Consider the following 22,172-nt stretch of genomic DNA (forward strand, 5'->3'; position numbering starts at 1 on the left):
ATTCCAGCGGCGTTCGCCTTGCAGGAATTCAATACTAAGAGCAAGGTGCAGAACCCGGTTTCCGAGATTCTCCGCATCTTGAAATATTCCTTGGTCACGAACCGTAAGCTATGCTATAACATCATGTTCTCCGGTATCATCGGAGCCGCTACATTAACGATGGCATGGTTCGTGCAGCCCGTATTGATGAAGTTGGAAACCCCGACCTCCTATTACGGTGTCATTTGGACCGTGCTCAATCTGACTGTGGGATTGTCCGCCCTCTATTCTGATCAGGTAGAGCGGTATTTCGGGATGCGTAAATCAAACACGTTTATACTACTTATAATCGTAGGTGGATATATATCGCTCGCTTATAACCTTACTTATTGGGGATTAGCGATCTTGTTCATTTTCTATATAGTCCGGGGCTTCGCCACACCGATTTTGAAAGGTTACATTAATCAAATGACCTTCTCGGAGATGCGGGCTACGGTCTTGTCGATCCGTAACTTTGTGATCCGCTTGATATTCGCTGCCATCGCCCCATTTATAGGTTGGCTAAATGATTTCTATTCTTTACGTGTCGCCCTGTTAGTTTCCGCCGGAATTATTGCCATACCCGGAATTTTATTCTTAGTTTTGCAATTCCGTAAAGCAGATTAAAAATATAATAGCATGAAAAGACAACTTATGACCGGACTGTTTGCCGCTTTGGCTTTCACAGCGGTAGCCCAGTCGAATGAGTGGCGAGACCCCGAGGTCAACGCCGTAAACCGTGCCCCGATGCACGCCAATTTCTTCGCCTACGAGACCGCCGAGGTGGCAGCGAAGGACGCCAAGGAACAATCCCAGAACTTCATGACCTTGAACGGTCCTTGGAAATTCTTTTGGGTAAAGAACGCTGACGCTCGTCCTACCGATTTCTGGCGGACCGATTACAACGACAAAGGATGGAACAATATGCCTGTGCCCGGTGTATGGGAACTGAACGGATATGGAGATCCTCTCTACGTAAACGTTGGTTACGCTTGGCGTGAGCAATTCAAGAACAACCCGCCCGAGGTCCCTACCGTTAATAACCATGTGGGTTCCTACCGTCGTGAGATCATGGTTCCTGCCAGCTGGAACGGAAAAGAGATCATCGCCCATTTCGGTTCCGTTACCTCCAATATGTATTTGTGGGTAAACGGGAAGTACGTAGGCTATAGCGAAGACAGCAAGCTGGAAGCGGAGTTTAACTTAACTCCTTACTTGAAACCCGGACAAAAAAACCTGATTGCTTTCCAAGTATTCCGCTGGTGTGATGGCACTTATCTGGAAGACCAAGATTTCTTCCGTTACAGCGGTGTCGGACGTGATTGTTATTTATACGCCCGTAACCCAAAGCAACAGATCGCCGATATACGTGTGACTCCGGATCTGGACGCTCAATACCAAAATGGCTCGTTGGCAGTCAACCTGACCATGAAGGGTAAAGGTACAGTAGAGCTTGAACTATTGGATGCCCAGAATAAAGCTGTCACTACCCAATCCTTGAACGCTTCCGGAAAGGTCAGCACGACGATAGAAGTCTCCTCTCCCCACAAATGGACTGCGGAGACTCCCTATCTATATACTTTACGGGCTACTTTAAAAGAGGGAGGCAAAACAATCGAGGTAATCCCCGTAAAAGTAGGTTTCCGTAAGATCGAATTAAAGAACGCCCAGATACTCGTGAACGGGCAACCGGTTCTTTTCAAGGGTGCCAACCGTCACGAGATGGATCCCGATGGCGGTTATGTCGTTTCACGCGAACGCATGATACAGGACATACAGATCATGAAGAAATTCAATTTGAACGCCGTTCGTACCTGCCACTATCCCGATGACAACTTCTGGTACGATCTTTGCGATAAATACGGTATCTATGTCGTAGCCGAAGCCAATATAGAGTCTCACGGAATGGGATACGGCGAGGAGACGTTAGCCAAGAACCCATCTTATAAGAAAGCGCATCTGGAACGTAACCAACGTAACGTCCAACGTGGCTTCAACCATCCGAGTATCATCTTCTGGTCCTTGGGTAACGAGGCTGGATACGGTCCTAACTTCGAGGCCGCTTACGACTGGATCAAGAACGAAGACCCCAGCCGTGCCGTACAATACGAACAGGCCGGAAAGAACGGAAAGACCGATATCTTCTGCCCGATGTATTACAACTACGAGGATTGCGCTAAATACAGCGAGGATAACTCCATGCAAAAGCCTTTGATACAATGTGAATACGCTCATGCCATGGGTAACTCTCAAGGAGGTTTCAAGGAATATTGGGATTTGATCCGTAAATACCCGAAATATCAAGGGGGCTTCATCTGGGACTTCGTGGATCAATCCGTGCGCTGGACCGGCAAGAACGGGAAAATGATCTATGCTTATGGCGGCGATTTCAATAAGTTCGACGCTAGCGATAATAACTTCTGCGATAACGGCTTGATCAGCCCGGATCGTGTTCCGAACCCGCATATGTACGAGGTGGGGTATTATTACCAAGATATCTGGACAACCCCCGGCGATCTGTCGAAAGGTGAGATCAAGGTGTACAACGAGAATTTCTTCCGTGACCTTTCCGCTTATTATCTGGAATGGGAAATGCTGAAAGGCGGCAAGGTTGTTCGTAGCGGACGTGTCGATGACCTGAAAGTAGCTCCCCAACAAACATCAACGATCCGATTGGATCTAGGCGAGACTTGCCAATGCACGGAATGGTTGCTGAATGTATCTTATAAACTGAAGAACCGTGAGGGCTTATTACCCGCCGGACATACCGTGGCCAAGGATCAGCTGACGTTGAACCCGTACAAGGCTCCATCTATGGATTTGAAAAACGTGGAAACAACCAATATCGAAACCAAGGCTCCAGCCGTACAAGATAACGACGCCAATTACCTGATCGTGGAAGGTTGTGGTTTCCGTACCGAATTCAACCGTGAGAATGGTTACCTGATCAAATACGAGGTAAACGGCCAAGACATGATCAAGGAAGGAGAGGCTTTGACTCCTAACTTCTGGCGTGCGCCGACAGACAATGATTTCGGAGCTGGCCTACAGAAGAAGTACGCCGCATGGAAGAATCCGGAAATGAAGCTGACTTCTCTTAACCAACGGATGGAGAACAAGCAAGTGATCGTAGAGGCCGTTTACGATATGCCGACCGTATCCGCCAAGTTGAACTTGACGTACGTGATCAATAACAAGGGTGCGATCAAGGTTACCCAGAAAATGACAGCAGACAAGAATGCCAAGGTATCCCCCATGTTCCGCTTCGGTATGCAAATGCCGATGCCGAGATATTTCGAGAATATCGAATACTACGGCCGTGGTCCCGTGGAGAATTATATCGACCGCAAGGGTAACGCGGACTTGGCTATTTACCGCCAGACCGTAGACGAGCAATTCTATTCGTATATCCGTCCGCAAGAGAATGGAACGAAATCGGATATCCGCTGGTGGAAAATGCTGAACGAGGCTGGCAACGGTATCGAGGTCGTAGCCTCTGCCCCATTCTCCGCTTCCGCTTTGCATTATACGATAGAGTCTTTGGACGACGGTGCCCGAAAGGATCAAAGACACTCTCCAGAAGTAGAGGAAGCCGACTTGACAAACCTTTGTCTCGATAAGGTACAGATGGGATTAGGCTGTGTAAATAGCTGGGGAACTATCGCACTCCCGGAATACCAGATTCCTTACGGCGACTATGAGTTCACGTTCATTCTTACTCCGGTAAAACATAGCATCGAGATCGAGTAAAACGAATCTTTTATCTAGTGAGAGATATATGAAAGAAGGGGAAAGCAATAGATGTTTTCCCCTTCTCACGTTTTCTATCATCACTATTCTTTAACAGGCACAGCCTACAAAATCCCTGAACAGCTCCACCCCCTTTATCAGCGAGGAACGTGGACAAGCGATATTCCAACGCATGAAGCCTTCGCCTTCTGCTCCATACATCGTTCCGGCATTGAGCCATAGCTTCGCTTTCTCGATCAGCAAGTGCTCCAATTCTTCCGATGATTTACCTAACTTACGGCAATCCATCCATACAAGATAAGTGCCTTCCAACAAGGTTATCGGAAAGTCCGGCAGATATTTCCCGCAAAAATCTTTCATGTATAAGTAATTCTGCCATAAATAATCGATCAGTTGCGACAGCCATTCCTCTCCCTCATTATAGGCCGCTATGGTAGCTATTACACCAAAAGGATTCACATCGCATACCTCGTTGATATTGATTGCCCGGTCTATCTTCCGACGTAGGTTCTCATCGTAACACACGATATTGGCGATTTGTAATCCAGCGATATTGAAAGCCTTGCTAGGCGACAGGCATGTCACGGAATGCCGTAGGAATTCTTCTGAGATAGATGCGAACGGTGTAAAAGTATATCCCGGAAATACGAGTTCGCAATGTATCTCATCTGATACGACTATTAGGCCATTACGGATACAGATCTTGCCGATACGACTTAGTTCCTCACGTGTCCATACCCTTCCAGCGGGATTATGAGGATTACACAACAGCATGACCTTTACCTTCGGATCAGCGGCTTTTTTCTCCAAATCCTCATAATCAATCGTGAATGTATCATGGGCATAAGACAAAGGGGTGCGGATAATCTCACATCCGTTATTGCGGATGGACGAGAAAAAACAGTTATAAACCGGAGTCTGCACCAGTACTTTATCACCCGGCTCGGTTAGCGCCTTGATAACGGCAGAAATTGCCGGAACAACTCCGGAGGTACAAATCATCCATTCTTTTCGTATTTGCCATCCATGCCGACGTTCAAACCAGCCTGTCACCGCTTCGTAATATGCATCCGGTACTCGAGTATAACCGAAAATACCATGTTCTACACGTTGCCGTAAGGTTTCGATAATAACGGGTGCCGTACGGAAATCCATATCGGCCACCCACATCGGTAGAACATCCGTATCCACAGCGCTATCCCATTTATAGGAGTTCGTACCGGTACGAGGCACTATTTCATCGAAGTTATATCTCATATTCTTTATGCGGAAAAGCAAGTACGTTCATTCCATAGCCTCAGTTGGCAATTACCCGGAGCCTTAATGTTCTCGTCGAGGATTACCTCACCATAGCTTCCGGCGGTGATGCTTCCCGTACGGGGATTCTTCACGCTACGGATCGGGCTATTGATAGTCGCCTGCACGGAACTGTATTCAAAGGCTAGATCGCAATCATCTGCCATCGTACAGTTCTCCATCATAAGATCGTGGGCGTAACAAAGCGGCTGTGTACCCGAGATTTTGCAATTTACCAAACGCAGGTTCTTCGAGTGCCATCCCAAGTACTCGCCGTTAATCTCGGAATCGTATACGGTAACATTCTCCGTATTCCAGAAAGCGTCTTTCGAGTTGATGACCGCATTACGGATTTCCACGTTCTTACAATACTGGAACGAGTAGTTTCCATTTTGAGCGTAGTTCCGGATTTTAATGTTCTCGCCGTGCATAAATAAATAATCAGCATGATCTATTTGCACATTTATCAATTCCACGTTCCGGCAATGCCAAAGGGTTTCTTGAGCATTGGGTAGTTGTACGTTTTCCAGTCTGATACCGTCCATCTCCCGAAACATCTTTGGGGCTTCCACCCGTGTATCCGTCATCACTAGATTTTGGGAGTACCATAACGCAGCACGTCCACCTTCGGTAAACAGGCTATTCTTGATGGTGAAGCCATCCACGTGCCAGAACGGATATTTACCCTCAAAACGACAGCCTATGGCTATGATATTGCTACACCCTTTCAATGCCGACTCCCCGGCATGAATAACGACATTGTCTAATTGTAAATCGTGAGAGGCGAACAAAGGACGCTCACCACTAAATTCCATATCCTTTATCTGTTGCATAATGAATCTTATTTAAAGTTTTCTACAAAGAACCGTTCAATCTTATCGAAGGGAATGACACTCATCTGATCGTATAAATCGACATGATTCGCTCCGGGTATAATTAGCAATTCTTTATTGTCACCTTTCAGTTTCTTGAAAGCATCCTCGCTGAAGTAACGTGAATGCGCTTTCTCTCCATGAATAATCAATACGGCGCTACGAATCTCGTCACTATACGAGAGTATAGGCATATTGATGAACGATAAAGCCGAGGTCTTGTTCCATCCGCCATTCGAGTTGAGCGAACGCTTGTGGTAACCACGCTTCGTCTTGTAATAAGCGTAGTAGTCTTTCAAGAATTGGGGCGCATCGTCGGGTAACGTATCGGGCAAACCTCCCGCAAGGGCGTATGAGCCGTTCTTTGTGTCAGCGGTACGCTGTTCATTGAGTTGCTTGCGCAATTCATAACGTGCGTCGGCATCCATCGCATCGAAGTAACCATTAGCGTTCACACGGCTCATATCGTACATCGTAGAGGTTACGGTCGCTTTGATACGAGTATCGATAGCCGCCGCATTAAGAGCCATGCCTCCCCATCCGCAGATACCGAGGATACCGATATGTTCCGCATCCACATCATCACGTGTCGAAAGGAAATCGACGGCCGCACAGAAATCTTCCGTATTGATGTCGGGAGAAGCTACATAACGAGGCTCTCCGCCACTCTCGCCTGTATATGACGGATCGAAAGCGATCGTCAGAAATCCACGTTCTGCCAATTCCTGCGCATATAAACCCGAGGATTGTTCCTTCACGGCACCGAACGGACCGCTAATAGCGATAGCAGGCAATTTTCCATCCGCATGCTTGGGTTTGTACATATCGGCGGCAAGCGTAATGCCATAGCGATTACGAAAAGTAACTTTACTATGGCTCACCTTGTCACTCTGTGGGAATACTTTATCCCACTCCTTAATTAGATTCAAATTCTTGTCCATTGTATGATCGGTATTAATTTGATTGTCTGTAGCGAACAGATTTCCCGTAGCGCAAAAGCATATGGCTATTGCCGTACATAATTCTCTTAATGACTTCTTCATGTCGTTCCTTGTTTATTTTTACGAAGGCAAAGATAGAGGCTCAAATAGCATCCCTTTGTAGACAAATTACGGATGTCATGACCTCAATTACAGGTTTTGTGGAATCAGCCAGAAAGCCTGTAAATACACATAATCCGTAACAATGGTTATATAATCCGTAATTAGGGTTATAACTATATATGAATTATCCTCTATTTTTGCGTACAGAATTATTGATTAAATACGTACGGCTTATGGATAAGATACTTAACTTAGATAGTGTAGACCTATATAACAAACTATACGGCCTCGAAACCCTAAATCCGCTTGTCAGTGTCATAGATTTGAATAAAGCGACGAGTAGTGTAGATCTCATCCGCTTCAATTACGGCATCTACGCACTGTATCTAAAACTAGAGAAAGCCTGCGATATCAAATACGGACGCCAGACATACGATTACCAAGAAGGCACGATCGTTTGCTTCGCCCCCGGACAAACTGCGGAAACAAATCCGACAACCGATAAAGTCCAAGTAAACGCACATGGTATTCTTTTCCATCCCGATTTACTGCGTGGAACGTCACTCGGAAAGAATATAAAGAAATATACGTTCTTTTCTTACGAGGTAAACGAGGCGTTGCATCTCTCGGAAGAAGAAAGATCTATCGTGATGGATTGCCTGAAGATCATCCGTATGGAACTGGAACATGGCGTGGATAAACATAGTAAAACCTTACTTGTAAACCATATCGAACTGCTGCTTAATTATTGTATGCGTTTTTATGAAAGGCAGTTCATCACCCGAGGCAAGACAAACCGGGATGTGCTGACACGTTTCGAAAACCTGTTGGATGAGTATTTCGAAAGTACACTCGCCGAACAGGACGGATTGCCTACGGTGAAATACTTTGCCGACAAGCTTTGCCTCTCATCGAACTATTTCGGTGACATGTTCAAGAAGGAAACCGGCAAATCACCGCAGGAATACATCCAAGAGAAAGTAATCGAGCTAGCCAAAGAACGTATCTCCGGCACGGCGGACACAGTCAGCCAAATCGCATATTCCCTCGGTTTCCAATATCCGCAGCACTTCTGTCGGCTATTCAAGAAACGGGTAGGGTACACGCCAAGTGAATACCGTGCGCAGATCGGTCTATCAACGAATCTATAGAAGGCGTTCAAGAAGATGTTAGATATTAAGACTGTATATGAATGTAACCGGTGCTTGGGATGCAAGACGCTGCACCCACAAGTAAGCCTCATCAATCTAGAGAGCCCGAACCTAGAGCAAGAGGCCGTAAAGTTCGAGTTCTACGCGATCCTCTTGATAGAAGACTGCCCGGACGGTTGCTATTGTTGCGGACGTAAGTATTACGATTATTCCAACGCTACGATGGTGTTTCTTACACCCGGTGAGATTTTCCGCATGAGCGAGAATAATACGCTACCCAACAAAGGGTACCTTTTAGCGTTCCATCCCGACCTATTGTTCCACACGTCATTGGACAACCCTATTAAGAACTATACCTTCTTCGCTTATCACAAAGAAGAGGCTCTGCATCTCTCTCAACGTGAGACAGCCAAAGTTACGTGTTGTCTGGAAAACATCGAGGACGAGCTTCACCATGCCATCGATACGCACAGTGGTACCATTCTATCCCGCCACATTGAATTATTATTGGATTATTGTACACGCTATTATGAGCGACAGTTCATTACCCGGGAAAATAAGAACAAGGCTATCTTGGAGAAATTGGAAAGGCTCCTCGACGAGTATATCATTTCCGGTAAATTAGAGAACGGCCAGCTACCCACCGCCGAATATTGTACGGCAGAACTGGACCTTTCTGTCGCTTACTTCAACGACCTGTTAAGATTCGAGACCGGCAAAACACTGGAGGAATATTTTCAGTTCAAACGATTGAGCGTGGCTAAGACAATGCTACTGAAAAACGGTAATACTCCCGCTTTGGTAGCACGACAATTAGGTTATCCGAACGTACAGTATTTCAGCCTTATATTTAAGAAGATCACAGGCATCGCTCCCTGTGAATATCCATATGCGCAAAACTAAGAAACGGAAGGAATGACCTCCTTCCGTTTCTTAGAATGACATTATTTTCCTAGCTTCTTTTCCAGCATCTTCATAAAATATCCCCCGACAACCGAACGGGCTTGAAAACCTCGTTGCGTACCATCGGAAGTAAAATGCCAATCGCTTAGAGGAACACGTGAAGTCGTCTCGTTGGCGTAGTTCCAGACCGGAACCATCAGCGCATTGAAATCCTCCATCGATCCGGTCAAACAAGCGGACCATAAAATCCAGTCGGACTTCGTATAATCCTCCCGGTTATCCAACGGCAAACCATATTTATTTTGTTTTGTCTTGTAATAAGCCATTTCCGTAGCGGCAACCTCTTTTGGGAAGATATTCAAGCCCAGCAAGCGATCCCAGACCAGATTATATTTTTGGCTCCAAGTGCCCGGCTTATCGAAAGTCAGGCGGTAATGATCACCATCGTTCGCCATCTTCACCCACTTAGCGGCCATCTCACGGGCGACTTCCGTATATTGTCTAGCGATATCGGCCTTACCTAACATCTCCGCCAATTTTCCGTAGCCGGCAACTCCCATAATTGCCTTGATGGACAAGTTCGTGTTATGGGCGAAATGTCCGGCAAAATCATCCGTACAAAGTTGGTTCTTCGGATCAAGGCCTTCCTTCAACAAGTAATTCGCCCATGTAGTCAAGACCTCCCAATGTTGGGCGGCATAATCAGCATTGCCATCCACTATTGCTATAGCGGTCGCTAGCACAAGCATATTACCACTTTCTTCCACGGGCATATCGCCACCATAGGTTTGACCGTTCGCAACCGGATAGGTACCCACATCGTGAGCCGGAAAAGGTTTCTTCCATTGTCCGCTCTCGCTATAATAGAAAATGGGATTCATCATTCCCTTCAATAAATCCGTGTTGTATACTAAGAATAAGGGGGCGGAAGGATACGTAATATCCACTGTTCCGATAGAACCGTTACTGAAATTTTCTTTCGAAAGGAATAAGAGAGTCCCTTCCTTATCAGTCACCAACTTATGGGCGGCGATCGCCTGCCGATATGCGATAGCGCATAGCTCGGCGTATTTCTTCCCTCCTACGGCACTCGTCTCGCTCATCAAAGAAGAATCGAAGGAACCGCAACGCCGCATCAGATCCTCGTAAGAAGCCTCCCCTTTTTCGAACGCCTGATGAATATCCACCTTTCCGTCGTGCTTCCAATAAGGCATCCGGTTGTCTTGGAAATACTGGATCGAATATAAATCATCGTAACCGATCATCAAATGTCCGGAGACGGTTTCCTTGGAGACCTTGCCGATCGGGTCCGTATAAGCGAGGACTGTCATTTGCTCACGCATATCCGAAGAGAGACTTTGCGATCCAGCCGGTAAATTACCAGTAGTCATGAAAGCTTTCTTCGTAGCATAATACTCGTCGATCGTTGCGGAGACTCCCGGTTTCTTGGGGATAGCCAAATAGAAATATCCCCAGTCAATCCGTACATCATCCCCGGTTTTCGCCAGAACCTCTTGATCGATTGTTCCTGTCTTCAGGTAAATTAAATCAGGGGTTTCCGTTTTCTCGAAAGTCACCTCTTGATCGATCGTATTCACGGCCCATTGCGGCGTGGCTTCCAGGTATAGTTGCACGTCGTGATCTTTACCGTCGATGGAACGGACTTGATAGGTTATATAATTAAACGGAGAAGTCATAGCCTCCAGATCATTCAGCAAGAAAGGAGCCGTGAAAATCAAGTCCAGACTCACGCCACCGCACTCAAAGGTATAGAATGTTTGCGTAGGCATCACGTTCATGGATTTCTGGATCGCTTTCTCATCGAACGTATCTCCTCGTTTCACCTTCCGCATGATTCCCATATCCACATAAGCGCCTCCCCCATTGTTCCGGCAATGAGCGGCCAACACGTTACCCGTAGGCTTCAAGCTCTCCGCCACCGCTTCCGGTATCTCTTTCAGCAAATCATAGTCCAGACCGTTCCCTGCCACGGCGATTTGCTTTCCATTTAGATACACCTCGATATTATCATCATGCGAATATTGGAGGTAGAGGGCATCCTTTTGCTCATCCGAAGGCCAGTCAAACGTACGACGTACCCAGATATCTCCTGTAGACCAAGGCGTGGAACGATTCGGATTATCTTCCGTTCCGAAAGCGGCTTTTCCCCGCTTCCAACTTTTCGGATCATAAGCCTCGGCGAACCAATCGCCGGCAGGCTGAGACATCGTATAATCGGCCTCCCATAAGCCATCCGAGGCCATACCGATCACCGAGGTCACCTGTATATCGTCCATTCCCATGAAACGGTATGACTTACCATCTACTCGTATACCGCCTAGAAGCGGATAATCACGGCCGGTCCAATGCCGTACCGACTCATCATTCAATTGATCGGCAAACGACCATGCGCTTGTATAGGGGTCGATCGTGACCAAAGGAACGGCCGGAGCACGTAAAGAGTTCTCTGCCGCCGCCGTATATACCTCGGAAACTTTCACTTGCGTACAACAAGATAAAGCCGTACAACAAGATAAAGCCAATAAATAGTTTCTCATCTGCTTACTTCACGGTTTTATGAATGGCCTCCAGCACGATCTTCTCCATGATCTTATAGCCTTCCAAGGTAGGATGCACACCATCTTTCGACAGGTTAGCGGGCAATCCGTTTCGCTCATCTTTCATGGCGGAATGATAATCCACGTATGTCAAACCATTCTTATCCGCATACTCCTTGATCCATTTATTGAGCTGGATAACCTTATCGGCCGGTTGCATACCCGGTCTCCAAGGAAAATCATAAGCCGGCAATACGGAGCAGAAAATCACCTTGATATGATTTGCCTTCGCCAATTCTGCCATAGAGACCAAGTTCCCAAACACGTTTTCCAAGGCGATCACACCGTTATTGTGAGCGATATCATTGATTCCCGCCAAGATCACCACGGCTTTCGGTTTCAAGTTAATAACGTCTTGGCGAAAACGAACTAGCATCTCCGAGGTTGTCTGTCCGCTGATCCCACGGTCTACGAAGTTATTCCGGATAAAGAAAGTCGAATCCGCCGGCCACCATCCGTCTGTAATGGAGTTCCCCATAAATACCACGTTCGAAGGAACTTTCACGGTCTTGTTAGCCTCCGCATAACGACCAAACTGAGCCCAGTCCCCTTTCTCAGTCTGGGCAAATAACGTAGTGGTAGCCAATAAACAACCCGCTACCAGTAAAGCTTGTTTCATGTTTTTCATATTACTTGATTATAAAATACAAACCAACGATCTTGTTTTCATCAAACAAAAGTAATCAAAATTGTCCACTCACCCATTCACACAAGAAAATATCTTATATTTGCTGTCATTGAAAAATAAAAACATCCGAATATGCTGAAAAAGATTCTTTCCAACACGATCGTACGGTTGATACTGGCCGTCTTGATCGGACTTCTGGTTGGGCTTGCCGTAAACGAGTCTGTGTTAAAAGCGGTCATGATCGTAAAACAAATTACGGGACAGATTATTTTCTTCTTGGTTCCGTTGATCATTCTAGGATTCGTGGCGCCTTCTATCGCCCGCTTGAAAAGCAACGCATCCAAAGTCTTATTATTCGCTTTTAGTATCGCATACCTGTCATCGGTTGGCGCCGCTACCTTTGGCGCCGTTGTGGGTTATGAATTAATACCGCATTTGCATATTCAAACCGCCTCGGAAGGTCTAAAAGACATCCCTCCCATGTTGTTTAATCTAGAGATTCCGCCAGTGATGAGCGTTATGTCGGCATTGGTATTGGCCGTGATGCTGGGACTTTCTACCGCATGGGTTAAATCCGAGGAGATGGAGAGGTTGCTGGAAGTATTCCAGAACATGGTACTTAAATTGGTAGAACGGGTCTTGATGCCGGTCCTGCCGCTTTTCATCGCCGCAAATTTCTGTGTCCTTAGTTATGAGGGGGCGATTACAAAGCAGTTGCCTATCTTTTTATCCGTCCTGTTGATTGTCATCATTTGCCATTACATCTGGTTGACCTTACTGTATGTAGTCGCATCGATCTACTCCCGGAAAAATAGCTGGGGCGTATTGAAATACTACGGACCCGCTTATTTGACAGCCTTAGGCACCATGTCATCCGCCGCCACCTTGGGCACGGCCTTGACCTGCGCCAAGAAAAGCAAGATCTTGCGAGAGGAAGTAATTGACGTGACTGTCCCCCTGTTTGCGAACATCCATCTATGCGGCTCTATCTTGACGGAAGTGTTTTTCGTATTGACCGTCTCGCAAATATTATATGGCAGCATGCCGGACTTCACGACGATGTTCGTATTTATCATCTTGCTTGGTTTCTTCGCGATCGGCGCTCCCGGCGTACCGGGCGGTACGGTGCTCGCCTCATTGGGCCTGATCATCGCTATCCTAGGTTTCGACGAGGCGGGAACGGCATTATTGCTTACGATATTCGCTTTGCAAGATAGCTTCGGTACGGCTTGCAACGTGACGGGAGATGGTGCTCTTACCTTAATCACGGATACGTTCGATCAAGGGCAAACGGGAAAAGCTTCCACAGCTTTATAAGGACAAAACCTCATGGCTATTTTACTGCAACCCGCCTTGCAGTAAGTGGTATCACTTCCTTTTCATTCGATACTCTATGGGTGACTCCCCCGTATGCTTCTTGAAATACCGTCCCAGATAGGATTGGCTGGGAAAGTTCAAGTGGTTCGTTATCTCCTGCACGGTCATTTCCGTGGTACGCAACAACACCTTTGTCTCCAATATGATATGCCGGTCTATAATGGTCTTCGCCGACTCGCCCGCCACTTGCCGGGTGATAGTGGAGAGATAACGGGGAGAGATACAAAGCTCGTTCGCATAGAAAGAGACCTCTTTCTGGTCGAGATAATGGGCATGGATGCAATTGATGAACTTATGGAACAACTCCTCCCCACGGTTGCACCCATTTTGCTGGCGGCTCGAGAAGGAGTACCTTGTCTTATCATACATATTAAGGAAGAAGCATTGCAACTGGTTTTTCACGATCATATCACGGTACACGTTATTCCGATCCATGTAAATCAGCCAAAACAGCCGGATGATCACATTTATGGTCTCCTCCTGATCGGCGGGATGCGTATAGCAAGGGCTATCCTTTATGAAGCGGAAAAAGGGCGGATCCAGCCGGAATACGGCCTCGTCGAACAAGACCTTCGAAAAGGATATATATTGTACCTTGAAATCCTCGCTACTCGCGTTCAACGTCAGGATCGTATCCGGTATCAATACGATCACCGTGTTGCGCCGGATATCCCATCGGCTCAAATCGACGGATATATTCGCCGTTCCTTTATAGCAAAATAAGATCATGCCATATCCGCTCTTGTAAGGACGATCCAATAACTCCCTCAAATCGGAATCGCCTATTATGAACGACTCTCCTCTCTCTATCTCAAATGGATTCATATGTCTACTATTTTGCCCGCGAATATAAGAGATCATTAGCATATAACGGATCATTCCATCTCAAAATGAACAATCATCGCCTCATTGTGGAAACAATGGTTCGCCGATAAGCGAGTAGCTTTGCATCCGAAAATATAGGTATTAGTTAAGATGAAAAAGCAAAATCGATTGATGAAGACTGCGATCGCCTTATGGTGTATCGTAGCTGTTGGGTGTAAACAAAGCCCTGTAATCCAACAAAGTTCAGGGTATGCGACAATGACCGTATTCACTTCGGAGAAAACTTTATCCAATAATTACTCGGCGAGTATACGAGGAAAACAGGATATCGATATTTATCCGCAAGTATCCGGCTTTATTACAAAGCTCTGCGTAACGGAAGGCGAGAGCGTAAAAAAAGGACAAGTCTTATTTATTATTGATCAAGTCCCTTATCAAGCGGCCTTAAACACCGCCATTGCGAACGTAGAGGCCGCTAAGGCATCTGTAGCGACAGCGCAACTGACCTACGACAGTAAACAAGAATTGTATAAAAACAAAGTAGTTTCCGAGTTCGACCTAAAGACCGCCTACAACACTCTACTCTCGGCAAAAGCCCAATTAGCCCAAGCGGAGGCACAAGAGATAAACGCCCGTAACAACCTTTCTTACACGGAAGTGAAAAGCCCCTCGAACGGCGTCATCGGAACCCTGCCTTATCGTGTAGGCGCATTAGTAAGCGCAAACCTGCCCAAATCGCTCACCACGGTATCGGACAATTCCGAGATGTATGTGTATTTCTCCATGACCGAGAATCAGCTATTGGCCTTGACCCGTCAATACGGCTCGAAAGACAAAGCCTTGGAGAATATGCCCGAGATAGAGCTTCAACTGAACGATAAATCGCTTTATCCCCAAACGGGAAAGATCGAGACGATCAGCGGCATTATCGATCAAAACACCGGAACAGTCAGCTTGCGTGCCGCATTCCCGAACGAGGAGCAATTATTGAATAGCGGGGGCTCCGGGAATGTGATCATTCCGGTTACATACGATAACTGCGTCGTAATTCCCCAAGCCGCCACGTTCGAGATCCAAGACCGGGTATTTGTCTTCAAGGTAGTGGACGGCAAGACGCAATCCGCCCCCGTAGAAGTGACCCGTGTGAACGGAGGACAAGAGTATATCGTAAACGCCGGATTGAATAGCGGCGACGTGATCGTAGCCGAAGGCGTAGGTTTATTGCGTGAAGGAACACCGATTGAAGTAAAACAAAATTAAGAACAATGAAAGTTAGCACATTTATAGAACGCCCCGTACTGTCCGCCGTAATTTCCATCACGATTATGGTTGCGGGTATCATCGGGCTTTTCACCTTGCCCGTAGAACAATATCCGGATATCGCCCCTCCTACCGTTATGGTCAGTACGACTTACTTCGGGGCGAATGCCGAGACCATGCAGAAGAGTGTCGTAGCCCCTTTGGAAGAGGCGATCAACGGCGTGGAAGATATGACCTACATGACCTCCACGGCTACCAACTCCGGTACCGCCACGATCACGATCTATTTCCAACAAGGAACCGATCCGGACATGGCCGCCGTAAACGTACAGAACCGTGTATCGAAAGCGACCGGGCAATTGCCGGCCGAGGTTACCCAAGTGGGTGTCACGACTTCCAAGCGCCAGACCAGTATGTTACAGATCTTCTCGCTCTATAGCCCGGACGGTTCTTATGACGAGAACTTCCTCAGTAATTACATCAGCATCAACCTAAAACCAGAGATACTCCGTATCTCCGGAGTCGGCGAGTTGATGGTTATGGGTGGCGATTACAGTATGCGTATCTGGATGAAGCCCGACGTTATGGCCCAATACAAATTGATCCCCTCGGACGTGACCTCCGTGTTGGCCGAGCAAAATATTGAGTCCGCCACGGGTTCTTTAGGCGAGAACTCGGACGAGACGTATCAGTACACCATGAAATATAGCGGACGCCTGCTTACTCCGGAGGAATTCGGCGATATCGTGATCCGCTCCACCGAGGATGGAGAGGTATTGAAGCTAAAAGAGATAGCGGACATTGAGTTAGGAAAGGAGAGTTATGCCTATATCGGACAAACAAACGGTAAGCCGGGTATCTCCTGTATGGTTTTCCAGACAGCCGGATCGAATGCCACGGAGGTGAATAATAAGATCGACGCTTTTCTTGAGGAAGCCTCGAAAGACTTCCCGAAAGGTATCGAGGTCGTAAAATTGATGAGTACGAATGATTTCTTGTACGCCTCGATCCATGAGGTTGTAAAAACCTTGATAGAGGCCATTATCCTCGTTATCCTTGTGGTATATGTCTTCTTGCAGGATATCCGTTCTACGCTGATTCCGTTGGTAGCGATCGTAGTTTCCTTGATCGGTACGTTCGCCTTTATGACGGTCGCCGGATTTAGCATCAACTTGATCACTTTATTCGCTTTGGTATTGGTGATCGGTACGGTGGTGGATGATGCGATCGTTGTTGTAGAGGCAGTCCAAGCTCGGTTCGACGTTGGATATAAGTCCTCTTATATGGCTAGTATGGACGCGATGAAAGGATTGACATCCGCCATCGTCTCTACTTCATTGGTATTTATGGGCGTGTTTATTCCGGTATCCTTCATGAGCGGTACATCCGGTACGTTCTATACGCAGTTCGGCTTGACGATGGCAGCGGCCGTAGGTATCTCTACCGTTAACGCGTTAACGTTAAGCCCGGCGCTTTGCGCTATCTTATTGAAGCCTTACATCAACGAGGACGGCACCCAAAAGAATAACTTCGCCGCACGTTTCCGTAAGGCGTTCAACGCCGCGTTCGATTCGGTCATCAAGAAATATAAGCACGGGGTGTTGTTCTTTATCAAGCGGAAATGGCTGGCTTGGTCTTTATTGGCATGCTCCATCGTATTACTGATCGTCTTGATGAACACGACAAAATCCAGCTTGGTGCCCGATGAGGATCAAGGTACGGTTTTTGTCAACGTAAGTACGGCCTCCGGAAGCTCTTTGGCTACGACTAACAAGATCATGACGAATATCGAGCAACGGATCAACCAGATTCCACAGCTTCAATCTTATTCCAAGGTTTCCGGTTATGGTTTGCTGGCCGGACAAGGTAGCTCTTTCGGTATGTTCATCTTGAAACTAAAACATTGGGATGAGCGCCCGGACAAGGAAGATAACGTACAAGCCGTGATCGGACAGGTATATGGCCGTACGGCAGATATCAAGGACGCTACGATTTTCGCCATCGCCCCCGCCATGATCCCCGGATATGGTATGGGTAACGCATTGGAAATGCATACGCAAGACAAGGCCGGTGGAGACTTAACGACCTTCTTTAACACGACCCAGCAATATCTCGCCGCCTTGCGTGAACGGCCCGAGATCGCTACGGCTTACTCTACTTTCGATATCAAGTACCCGCAATGGCGCGTGGATGTGGACGCGGCGAAATGCAAGCGGGCCGGAATCACTCCGGATGCTGTTCTATCAACCCTTTCCGGTTATTACGGAGGGCAATATGTGTCGAATATCAACCGCTTCTCGAAGGTGTATAAGGTGATGATACAGTCCGATCCTAAATATCGTCTGGATGAGACCTCCTTGAATAATACGTTCGTACGCATGTCGAACGGCGAGATGGCACCGCTTAGTCAGTTTATCACCTTGACCAAGGTATACGGTGCCGAATCTTTAGCCCGTTTCAATATGTATAATTCGATCGCCGTCAATGCCGTACCGGCCAATGGATATAGCTCCGGGGATGCTATCAAGGCGGTAAAAGAGACAGCGGCCACCTCACTCCCGAAAGGATACGGGTATGACTTCGGTAGTATCACCCGTGAGGAGAACCAACAGAGTAATACGACAACGATCATCTTCGGTATCTGTATCTTGATGATTTATTTGATCCTAAGTGCCTTGTACGAGAGTTTCCTTGTTCCTTTCGCCGTGATTCTTTCCGTACCGATGGGTTTGATGGGTAGTTTCTTGTTCGCCAAGTTCATGGGATTGGAGAATAACATTTATCTGCAAACCGGTCTGATCATGTTGATCGGGTTGTTGGCGAAGACCGCCATCTTATTGACGGAGTACGCTACCCAGCGCCGCTTGTCCGGCATGAGCCTGACCTCGGCCGCTCTTAGCGCGGCGAAGGTTCGTCTGCGCCCGATCTTGATGACCGCTCTTACGATGATATTCGGTTTGCTGCCATTGATCGTTTCCAACGGCGTAGGCGCTAATGGAAACCGCTCGTTGGGAACCGGTGCCGTTGGCGGTATGTTGATCGGTACATTGGCTTTGTTATTTATCGTGCCTTGCTTATTCATCACGTTCCAATACCTGCAAGAGAAACTACGCCCGATCCAATTCGAGCGTTCCCTTGATTGGCAGGTGCAAGAAGAGGTAAAAGAGGCCGCCGAAGAAAGAAAAGAATATTTAGATAGCAAGAAATAATCTATCCAGTTGTATATATATAATGTATATGAAGAATAACATCATACTCTTTGCCGTAGCGACGCTAGCGTTGAATAGCTGCGGCATTTACAAGAAATACGAGCCTGTCGCCACCCTCCCGGAGAATCTATATCGGGAGGAGATAGCCCCGGCAGATACCTTCTCCATCGGGAATATCAGTTGGCGGGACCTATTCACCGATCCGGCCTTGCAATCCTTGATCGAACGGGGATTAGCCAATAATACAGATCTGCGGATTGCCCATCTAAAGGTGCAAGAAGCCGAGGCGGCGTTAATGACCTCCCGCCTCTCCTACCTCCCGTCGCTCTCCCTAGATCCGCAGGGCACGACAAGTAGTTTCAATAAGGCAAAAGCGTCGTGGACATACAACGTCCCGGTATCGGCCAGTTGGGAGATCGATATCTTCGGCCGGCTGACAAACGCCAAACGCCAAGCGAAAGCCGCCTTGTCGCAAAGCCAAGCGTATAGCCAAGCCGTACAAACACAACTGATCGCCAACATCGCCAATTTATATTATACCCTATTGATGCTGGACCGGCAATACGAGATCACGACGGAGACCGCCGTGAAATGGCAAGAGAGCCTTCGTGCCACCCAAGCGTTAATGGCAGCCGGCATGACTACCGAGGCGGCCGTATCGCAAACCGAGGCTACTTGCTACTCCATCGAGACCTCTGTTAAGGATCTGGAACAGACCATCCGGGAGACCGAGAATACGCTTGCCGTCTTATTGGGAGAGACACCTCAGGATATTGAGCGAGGAAGATTGGAAGAGCAGTCCTTGACCCCGGATCTGGCGATCGGCATCCCGGTGCAGCTGCTATCGAACCGTCCGGATGTACGTAGCGCCGAGTACGCATTGGCGCAAGCGTTCTACGGGACAGCCTCCGCACGCTCCAATTTTTATCCCTCGCTACGTCTTAGCGGCAGCGCAGGGTGGACAAACAGCGCAGGCAGTTACATCGTAAATCCGGGTAAACTATTACTATCGGCGGTCGGCTCCCTCACGCAACCGCTATTTAACAAAGGAGCGAATATCGCCCAATTGAAAATAGCGAAAGCGCAGCAAGAGGAGGCCAAGCTCACTTTCCAACAAACCGTGCTCAACGCCGGAAAAGAGGTGAACGACGCACTTACCCAAGCCCAGACCGCAAAGGGAAAGATCGACTTGCGTACACACCAAATCGAATCGCTTGAAGATGCCGTGCGTAGCACCCAATTGCTGATGACGCATGGAAACACTACTTATTTGGAAGTGCTCACGGCACAGCAAACCCTGCTCAGCGCCCAGCTCTCCCAAGTAACGGATCGTTTTGACGAGCTTCAAGCCACCGTAAACCTCTACCAAGCCTTAGGAGGAGGCAGACATTAAAGAGAGTCCTTTCAGACTTGTATATAATTATGATTGTAACCTCCTTTTGTGCGTGACGCATAGAAGGAGGTAAAAAAATACCCGGTTTATGGTATATGCCGTAAACAATCCATCCACTATCTTTGTCATATAAATAAAAGAATCCAGAAACAACAAAATTCATTTGTATATGGCAAGAATAGCAAGACAACTGACCGACCTTGTCGGCAACACTCCCCTGTTGGAGTTCTCTAATTTCAACGCGAGCAAGGGCCTTAAAGCCCAAGTAATCGGCAAGCTGGAATATTTCAACCCGGCTGGTAGCGTAAAAGACCGCATCGCCTTGGCGATGATCGAGGACGCCGAGGCTAAAGGCTTGTTGAAACCCGGCGCTACCATTATCGAACCGACCAGCGGTAATACCGGAGTCGGACTCGCTTTTGTCTCCGCCTCGAAAGGCTACAAATTAATCCTGACCATGCCGGATACCATGAGTGCCGAGCGTCGTAATTTATTGAAAGCGTTAGGTGCCCGGCTCGTCCTCACCCCCGGGGCGGAAGGCATGAAAGGAGCCATCGCCAAAGCGGAGGAACTGCGTGACGCAACTCCCGGTTCCATCATCCTACAACAATTCGAGAATCCCGCTAACCCGGCCGTACATATCCGTACGACCGCCGAAGAGATCTGGCGTGATACGGATGGTAAAGTCGATCTGTTTGTAGCCGGCGTAGGAACCGGAGGCACGGTCAGCGGTGTCGGTGCCGGATTGAAAGCTCACAACCCGAACGTACAAATCGTAGCGGTAGAACCTAGCGATTCACCGGTACTTTCCGGAGGCAAGCCCGGCCCGCACAAGATACAGGGCATCGGAGCCGGCTTTATCCCCAAGACCTACAACGGGGAGGTAGTTGACAAGATCCTGCAAGTAACGAACGATGACGCTATCCGTACCAGCCGGGAACTGGCAGGGAAGGAAGGGTTGCTGGTAGGAATATCTTCCGGCGCCGCTGTATACGCCGCCGTGGAACTAGCTAAACTTCCGGAGAATGAGGGAAAAACGATCGTGGCGTTGCTTCCGGACACAGGAGAAAGGTATCTCTCCACGGTTCTATATGCTTTCGAGGAATATCCTCTATAGGCTTTTATCGGTTTATCTGATGTCATAGAATCTGAGTCGAAAACACTATAGTGTTTGTGGATAAACACAATAGTATTCAGACTAAAACACTACTGTATTCGTGCACAAATACAGTAGTGTTTTTTACAGATTACAAGAGCCCTTTCGTACTCGGTAGCTCAAACCGATAAATATCTCGTCGGATCGCCATCTTGATCGAGCGGGCCAAAGCCTTGAAGATACCTTCTATCTTATGATGCTCGTTCGTACCCTCGGCACGGATATTCAAATTCATGCGGGCAGCGTCGCTCAAGCTCTTGAAGAAATGGAGGAACATCTCCGTAGGCATATCCCCTACTTTCTCACGGTGGAACTCAGCGTCCCAAACCAACCAAGGACGGCCACCGAAATCCAGCGCCACGCTACACAAGCAATCGTCCATCGGAAGGCAATACCCATAACGCTCGATCCCTCGCTTATCACCCAGCGCTTTCAGCATGGCCTCGCCAAGGGCAATCGCCGTATCCTCTATCGTATGATGCTCGTCGACTTCCAAGTCGCCTTTTACCCGTACCGTCAGGTCCGTACCGGAATGCTTACCGATCTGGTCTAACATATGATCGAAGAAACCAAGCCCGGTAGAGATCGATGTCTTTCCGGTTCCATCCAGATTCCAGTCCACATAAATATCCGTCTCCTTCGTGGCACGCCGTACGACCGCACGACGCTCGCC

16 protein-coding genes are annotated in these 22,172 nt (G+C 47.7%); 9 read left to right on the plus strand and 7 right to left on the minus strand.

Annotated features, from left to right (window positions below; all coding sequences use genetic code 11):
• The coding region (locus tag QVP94_RS12115) for an MFS transporter (RefSeq protein WP_502685444.1) at positions 1 to 645 on the plus strand (645 nt) is incomplete at its 5' end.
• A gap of 12 nt (positions 646 to 657) precedes the next feature.
• Positions 658 to 3,768, plus strand: a complete 3,111-nt coding sequence (gene lacZ / locus QVP94_RS12120) for a beta-galactosidase, LacZ type (protein ID WP_022192688.1) — start codon at positions 658 to 660, stop codon at positions 3,766 to 3,768.
• Positions 3,769 to 3,858: 90 nt separating this feature from the next.
• Here lacZ and QVP94_RS12125 read toward each other — a convergent pair whose 3' ends face one another.
• From QVP94_RS12125 to QVP94_RS12135, 3 genes are read right to left on the minus strand one after another with little or no spacing between them, the layout of a single operon-like run.
• Positions 3,859 to 5,025 (minus strand): MalY/PatB family protein, encoded by a 1,167-nt coding sequence (locus QVP94_RS12125; RefSeq protein ID WP_005857162.1) that lies wholly within the window; start codon positions 5,023 to 5,025, stop codon positions 3,859 to 3,861.
• 5 nt (positions 5,026 to 5,030) lie between these two features.
• Positions 5,031 to 5,897: a DUF3737 family protein gene (locus QVP94_RS12130; protein WP_022192689.1), complete on the minus strand. Its 867-nt coding sequence runs from the start codon at positions 5,895 to 5,897 to the stop codon at positions 5,031 to 5,033.
• Between the two features lie 8 nt (positions 5,898 to 5,905).
• Positions 5,906 to 6,979, minus strand: coding sequence for an alpha/beta hydrolase (locus QVP94_RS12135; protein ID WP_005857166.1), 1,074 nt, complete (start codon positions 6,977 to 6,979; stop codon positions 5,906 to 5,908).
• A gap of 233 nt (positions 6,980 to 7,212) precedes the next feature.
• Here QVP94_RS12135 and QVP94_RS12140 point away from each other — a divergent pair, with 233 nt between their 5' ends.
• A complete protein-coding gene (locus QVP94_RS12140; RefSeq protein WP_005857168.1) occupies positions 7,213 to 8,130 on the plus strand; it encodes a helix-turn-helix domain-containing protein in 918 nt (305 codons plus the stop codon).
• A gap of 15 nt (positions 8,131 to 8,145) precedes the next feature.
• A complete protein-coding gene (locus QVP94_RS12145) occupies positions 8,146 to 9,033 on the plus strand; it encodes a helix-turn-helix domain-containing protein (protein ID WP_005857170.1) in 888 nt (295 codons plus the stop codon).
• 41 nt (positions 9,034 to 9,074) lie between these two features.
• On the opposite strand, the gene QVP94_RS12150 is transcribed toward QVP94_RS12145, so the two are convergent.
• Positions 9,075 to 11,591 carry a glutaminase domain-containing protein gene (locus tag QVP94_RS12150; protein ID WP_009017333.1) on the minus strand — a complete coding sequence of 839 codons (2,517 nt, stop codon included), beginning with the start codon at positions 11,589 to 11,591 and terminating at the stop codon, positions 9,075 to 9,077.
• A gap of 4 nt (positions 11,592 to 11,595) precedes the next feature.
• Entirely contained in the window at positions 11,596 to 12,279 is a 684-nt protein-coding gene (locus QVP94_RS12155) for an SGNH/GDSL hydrolase family protein (protein ID WP_005857175.1), read from the minus strand.
• 132 nt (positions 12,280 to 12,411) lie between these two features.
• Between QVP94_RS12155 and QVP94_RS12160 the strand changes: the two genes are divergently transcribed.
• Entirely contained in the window at positions 12,412 to 13,596 is a 1,185-nt protein-coding gene (locus QVP94_RS12160) for a dicarboxylate/amino acid:cation symporter (protein ID WP_005857177.1), read from the plus strand.
• A 51-nt stretch (positions 13,597 to 13,647) separates the two neighbouring features.
• On the opposite strand, the gene QVP94_RS12165 is transcribed toward QVP94_RS12160, so the two are convergent.
• Complete coding sequence (locus QVP94_RS12165; protein WP_005857181.1) at positions 13,648 to 14,481, minus strand: helix-turn-helix domain-containing protein; 834 nt, start codon at positions 14,479 to 14,481, stop codon at positions 13,648 to 13,650.
• A 150-nt stretch (positions 14,482 to 14,631) separates the two neighbouring features.
• On the opposite strand from QVP94_RS12165, the gene QVP94_RS12170 reads away from it, so the two are divergent.
• The 4 genes from QVP94_RS12170 to cysK all read left to right on the plus strand — a co-directional run bounded on the left by QVP94_RS12170 (position 14,632) and on the right by cysK (position 21,460).
• Positions 14,632 to 15,741, plus strand: a complete 1,110-nt coding sequence (locus QVP94_RS12170; protein ID WP_008779825.1) for an efflux RND transporter periplasmic adaptor subunit — start codon at positions 14,632 to 14,634, stop codon at positions 15,739 to 15,741.
• Between the two features lie 5 nt (positions 15,742 to 15,746).
• Entirely contained in the window at positions 15,747 to 18,950 is a 3,204-nt protein-coding gene (locus QVP94_RS12175) for an efflux RND transporter permease subunit (protein ID WP_005857185.1), read from the plus strand.
• A 28-nt stretch (positions 18,951 to 18,978) separates the two neighbouring features.
• Positions 18,979 to 20,343: an efflux transporter outer membrane subunit gene (locus tag QVP94_RS12180; protein WP_022192690.1), complete on the plus strand. Its 1,365-nt coding sequence runs from the start codon at positions 18,979 to 18,981 to the stop codon at positions 20,341 to 20,343.
• A 169-nt stretch (positions 20,344 to 20,512) separates the two neighbouring features.
• Positions 20,513 to 21,460, plus strand: coding sequence for a cysteine synthase A (gene cysK / locus QVP94_RS12185; protein ID WP_005862606.1), 948 nt, complete (start codon positions 20,513 to 20,515; stop codon positions 21,458 to 21,460).
• A 130-nt stretch (positions 21,461 to 21,590) separates the two neighbouring features.
• On the opposite strand, the gene hisB is transcribed toward cysK, so the two are convergent.
• Positions 21,591 to 22,172: imidazoleglycerol-phosphate dehydratase HisB (hisB, locus tag QVP94_RS12190; protein ID WP_288213262.1), on the minus strand; the 582-nt coding region annotated here is incomplete at its 5' end.

Source organism: Parabacteroides sp. CAG:2, assembly GCF_000436315.1.
GTDB lineage: Bacteria > Bacteroidota > Bacteroidia > Bacteroidales > Tannerellaceae > Parabacteroides > Parabacteroides distasonis.

Bases quoted from the DNA above. Each gene is read 5' to 3' on its own strand.
- cysK (WP_005862606.1), top strand. From the start codon at position 20,513: ATGGCAAGAATAGCAAGACAACTGACCGACCTTGTCGGCAACACTCCC.
- lacZ (WP_022192688.1), top strand. From the start codon at position 658: ATGAAAAGACAACTTATGACCGGACTGTTTGCCGCTTTGGCTTTCACA.
- QVP94_RS12160 (WP_005857177.1), top strand. From the start codon at position 12,412: ATGCTGAAAAAGATTCTTTCCAACACGATCGTACGGTTGATACTGGCC.
- QVP94_RS12125 (WP_005857162.1), bottom strand. From the start codon at position 5,025: ATGAGATATAACTTCGATGAAATAGTGCCTCGTACCGGTACGAACTCC.
- QVP94_RS12150 (WP_009017333.1), bottom strand. From the start codon at position 11,591: ATGAGAAACTATTTATTGGCTTTATCTTGTTGTACGGCTTTATCTTGT.
- QVP94_RS12175 (WP_005857185.1), top strand. From the start codon at position 15,747: ATGAAAGTTAGCACATTTATAGAACGCCCCGTACTGTCCGCCGTAATT.
- QVP94_RS12180 (WP_022192690.1), top strand. From the start codon at position 18,979: ATGAAGAATAACATCATACTCTTTGCCGTAGCGACGCTAGCGTTGAAT.
- QVP94_RS12170 (WP_008779825.1), top strand. From the start codon at position 14,632: ATGAAAAAGCAAAATCGATTGATGAAGACTGCGATCGCCTTATGGTGT.
- QVP94_RS12135 (WP_005857166.1), bottom strand. From the start codon at position 6,979: ATGAAGAAGTCATTAAGAGAATTATGTACGGCAATAGCCATATGCTTT.
- QVP94_RS12165 (WP_005857181.1), bottom strand. From the start codon at position 14,481: ATGAATCCATTTGAGATAGAGAGAGGAGAGTCGTTCATAATAGGCGAT.
- QVP94_RS12155 (WP_005857175.1), bottom strand. From the start codon at position 12,279: ATGAAAAACATGAAACAAGCTTTACTGGTAGCGGGTTGTTTATTGGCT.
- QVP94_RS12140 (WP_005857168.1), top strand. From the start codon at position 7,213: ATGGATAAGATACTTAACTTAGATAGTGTAGACCTATATAACAAACTA.
- QVP94_RS12145 (WP_005857170.1), top strand. From the start codon at position 8,146: ATGTTAGATATTAAGACTGTATATGAATGTAACCGGTGCTTGGGATGC.
- QVP94_RS12130 (WP_022192689.1), bottom strand. From the start codon at position 5,897: ATGCAACAGATAAAGGATATGGAATTTAGTGGTGAGCGTCCTTTGTTC.